This window comes from Lactobacillus gallinarum DSM 10532 = JCM 2011 (assembly GCF_001434975.1).
GTDB classification, from domain to species: Bacteria; Bacillota; Bacilli; order Lactobacillales; family Lactobacillaceae; genus Lactobacillus; species Lactobacillus gallinarum.
In genome coordinates, this window is record NZ_AZEL01000052.1 from 1 (window position 1) to 3,958 (window position 3,958).

Annotated in this window: 5 protein-coding genes; 3 read left to right on the top strand and 2 right to left on the bottom strand. The window is 33.8% G+C overall.

Going from position 1 to position 3,958, the window contains the following annotated elements; genetic code table 11:
- The first annotated feature begins 51 nt into the window (after window positions 1-51).
- Window positions 52-1,053 (top strand): helveticin-J, encoded by a 1,002-nt coding sequence (locus FC37_RS07240; RefSeq protein WP_025006474.1) that lies wholly within the window; start codon window positions 52-54, stop codon window positions 1,051-1,053.
- Window positions 1,054-1,229: 176 nt separating this feature from the next.
- Entirely contained in the window at window positions 1,230-2,423 is a 1,194-nt protein-coding gene (locus FC37_RS07245; RefSeq protein ID WP_025006473.1) for an SLAP domain-containing protein, read from the top strand.
- 72 nt (window positions 2,424-2,495) lie between these two features.
- Here FC37_RS07245 and FC37_RS10830 read toward each other — a convergent pair whose 3' ends face one another.
- Together FC37_RS10830 and FC37_RS07255 are read right to left on the bottom strand one after the other, a co-directional pair.
- On the bottom strand, window positions 2,496-2,717 hold the full coding sequence (locus FC37_RS10830; RefSeq protein WP_236697301.1) for a hypothetical protein: 222 nt from the start codon (window positions 2,715-2,717) through the stop codon (window positions 2,496-2,498).
- A 197-nt stretch (window positions 2,718-2,914) separates the two neighbouring features.
- The gene (locus FC37_RS07255; RefSeq protein WP_014565477.1) at window positions 2,915-3,268 is read right to left on the bottom strand and encodes a helix-turn-helix domain-containing protein; all 354 of its coding nucleotides are present in this window, start codon (window positions 3,266-3,268) and stop codon (window positions 2,915-2,917) included.
- 303 nt (window positions 3,269-3,571) lie between these two features.
- Here FC37_RS07255 and FC37_RS07260 point away from each other — a divergent pair, with 303 nt between their 5' ends.
- Window positions 3,572-3,895 carry a hypothetical protein gene (locus FC37_RS07260; protein ID WP_025006472.1) on the top strand — a complete coding sequence of 108 codons (324 nt, stop codon included), beginning with the start codon at window positions 3,572-3,574 and terminating at the stop codon, window positions 3,893-3,895.
- Window positions 3,896-3,958 lie beyond the last annotated feature (63 nt).

A 3,958-nucleotide genomic window follows, 5' to 3' on the forward strand; every position in this document is an offset into this window, starting at 1 on the left:
TCAATTATCCCGTCGGATAACTAATTCACTATTTAGCTTAGAATGTTTATTATGAAGCATTTAAATGAAACAACTAATGTTAGAATTTTAAGTCAATTTGATATGGATACTGGCTATCAAGCAGTAGTTCAAAAAGGCAATGTAGGTTCAAAATATGTATATGGATTACAACTTCGCAAAGGTGCTACTACTATCTTGCGTGGTTACCGTGGAAGTAAAATTAATAACCCTATTCTTGAATTATCTGGTCAAGCAGGTGGTCACACACAGACATGGGAATTTGCTGGTGATCGTAAAGACATTAATGGTGAAGAAAGAGCAGGTCAATGGTTTATAGGTGTTAAACCATCGAAAATTGAAGGAAGCAAAATTATTTGGGCAAAGCAAATTGCAAGAGTTGATCTTAGAAATCAAATGGGACCTCATTATTCAAATACTGACTTTCCTCGATTATCCTACTTGAATCGCGCTGGTTCTAATCCATTTGCTGGTAATAAGATGACGCATGCCGAAGCCGCAGTATCACCTGATTATACTAAGTTTTTAATTGCTACTGTTGAAAATAACTGTATTGGTCATTTTACTATATACAATTTAGATACAATTAATGAAAAACTTGATGAAAAGGGAAATAGTGAAGATGTTAATCTCGAAACTGTTAAATACGAAGATAGTTTTATCATTGATAATTTATATGGTGATGATAATAATTCTATTGTAAATTCAATTCAAGGGTATGATCTGGATAATGATGGAAATATTTATATTTCCAGTCAAAAAGCGCCAGATTTTGATGGCTCTTATTATGCACATCATAAGCAGATTGTTAAGATTCCATATTATGCTCGGTCTAAAGAAAGCGAAGACCAATGGAGAGCTGTAAATTTAAGCGAATTCGGTGGCTTAGATATTCCAGGTAAACATAGTGAAGTTGAAAGCATCCAAATTATTGGTGAGAATCATTGTTACTTAACTGTTGCATATCATTCTAAAAATAAAGCGGGTGAAAATAAAACTACTTTGAATGAGATTTATGAATTATCTTGGAATTAGATTCTTGTTATTGGTCTCGATTTAGATATAAACTAACAAAAGCGATGAAATATTCATTATTGAAATTCATCGCTTTTTATTTTTAATTAAATTATTGGATATACTTATAATATATATTGCTGGGATAAGAGTAATATAATTATAGGCATTATTTCTAAATTAAAAGGACAATTATTATGATAAAAAACAAGATTATATCAGCTTCAATTGCAGCATTAATGGCTGTAAGTCCAGTGCTTCCACTTAGCTCACAGGCTCATACGGTTCAAGCTGCAGATAATTCTGTCAGAAAGACAGTTATGCATAATTCAATTGCTTATGATAAAGATGGCAATTCAACAGGTCAAAAGTATTACACTTACGGATCAATCAGTGTTGATCCAACCCCTGTAACTATTAACGGTAACCAATATTACAAGATTTCAGGTAAAAACCAATATGTTAGAGTAACTAATATTGATGGTGTAAGACGTAGAGTAACCCACAATGCCTATATTTATCGTACTTCTACTCAAAAAACGCCTTACGGTATGACTGCAAGCAGTAAGAAATGGAAGTTATACAAAGGCGAAATAGTAACTACTTATGGTGGCTATTACACCTTTAAAAATGGTAAGCACTACTTCAAGGTAGGCGGACCAAGAAAGCAATATGTTAGAACTGCTAACTTAGGTCCAGTTATCGGAACTAATACTTCAACAAGTTCTAATAATTCGTCAAACACCCCAACTAATAATACCCAATCAGTTGGTAAATATGAAACCACTGTAACAGTAACTACTCCATACACTTATCTTTTTACAGAAGTTCCAGGTAAAATCCAAGTCCAACGTACTAATAAACGTGTTAAAAAAGGTGATAAGTTTGTGGTAGACCGTTTAGAACAAGGGACACGTGCTGGTACTGGGCAAGACGGTGATGACGATAATGAGCTAGCAATTTATCATATTAAGGGAACGGATTACTGGATTTATAATAATGATGTTCAAGCTGCTAAGCAATTATCAGTTCAGAGCTATAACAAAACAGACAAATCATTAATTACTATGGATCAACCAGTTGAAGTCTACAATGCAGATGGTACTTCTCAAAATATTAGAATTAAGAAGAACGATTCGGTATGGAGAGTTGATAGCTTATCATACATTTGGGTAGCCAAGGAAAATAAGGCTGAACTATTCTATCGTTTACATTTGAATGGTGAATATAGAAGCGTTTATCGCTTAACAAACAATGGCGACTATGTTTCCGATCGTGTTCCAATTAAAAATGCATACATAAAAGCAAGTGAAGTTAAAGTTGATCCAAATGGTTTGAAATTAAAACCATCAAACACTGCTGCTGAAGCAGAGGCTGCTGCGAAAAAGTAAAATTAAAAATAGATTTTAAAACTAAAAAACTGATGCATCTAAGCTATGAAGCTAGGAGCATCAGTTTTTTTGTTATATTAGGTCGTCATTGTCTTTAAAAAGTTGCTTGGTTGCAGTAGTCATTCTTTCAGGGATGCCATAGTTCTGCATAAAGGTTCCTGGTTCTTGAATGTAGTCACCATTTTTGCAGGAATAGTCGTAAATAATCTTAAGAGAAAATAGATCTGCTTCCTCTTCTTCTGAGTTTTGCCTTGAAAAACTAGGCCAATAGGCGATACCTGAATCACCTAACATTAAGTGTCCAATCTCGTGGCCAATGATAAAAGGCAATTCATTAGGATTATGCTAATTAGTATTGATTACCATTTTATGAGCATTCTTAAATGAAAGTGCTGGGTCATATGGCTCTCCTTTAACCAATATGTATGAAAGACCGTGCTTAAAAGCATAATTGAGTAAGTACTCAATTAACTCTTCTTTGCCTAAGTTTCTCATTTCTTGTCTGCACGACCTTCCTTAATGTCATCTTCCATTAGTCCTCGAATCATATTGAGATATCTCTCAGGAACGTTGTAACCATGATATGAATAAGGCTTTTCTTCGTCTAGTGGAATAGAAGTTGGTTGTCCTTTTGTAGGTATAGGAGTAGGATCATCGGTTTTGCCTTTTAGATAGTCGATTGAAGTATTTAGTACTTCGGCAACGGCTTCTAAGGCATCACCACCAGGTCTTTTATTCTTCCAATTATAGATAGAATTAGTACCTAACCCAGCCTTATCATTCACTTCACGTAAGTTCATTTTATATTTTTTTGCTAATTCTTTAGTACGCTCTAATTCAATCATGGCAAGCATTCTCCGAATATTTTAAATTATTAAATAGGTATTTTTACTAAAAATTTATTGACAATATTAGTCTTTAGACGTGGCATAAGAACTGTCAACGAGATATGAAAGAAATAAGAAAAAGCCTAGAAACACGTGTGTAAGTAAGAAAGGAATCATGTGCTTAAGGTTATTTCTTATACCATTATATTAGTATAAATACTAATATTAGTCAACGGATATTAGTATTAAGTTGATAAATTTTCTATAAAGAGGTGGTGCCAATGGCTGTGTAATAAAGAAAAAAGAGGTGAGGAAAGAATCATGGATATACATGATTACGTTGAATTAATAGCTCTAGCGTTTTGGGTTATTAGTGTTGTAAGTGTCGGTATCTTGAGTCATGTTCACTTTAAGAATAAACGGCTGGAAAGATTGCGTATCGTTACAAGCAATCTAATGAAAAGCTACATCAACATGTATGACCAAGAGAATTTATCTGATGAAAAGAAGATCAATCGAGTTGGCAATGCAGTAGTTGATGGCTTGCAAGCTAAGGGCTTTAAGTTGAATGAACAAGAAGTGCAGGACATTTTTGCGGAAGTTGCAAAGCAAATGAATGACTTGCACGAGGCTCAGGATAAGTAGATTTTTTGGAGGTTTTTCTACGTAAAGTCAAGCATAATAAGAAGTTTGGCTTCATTTTTTATT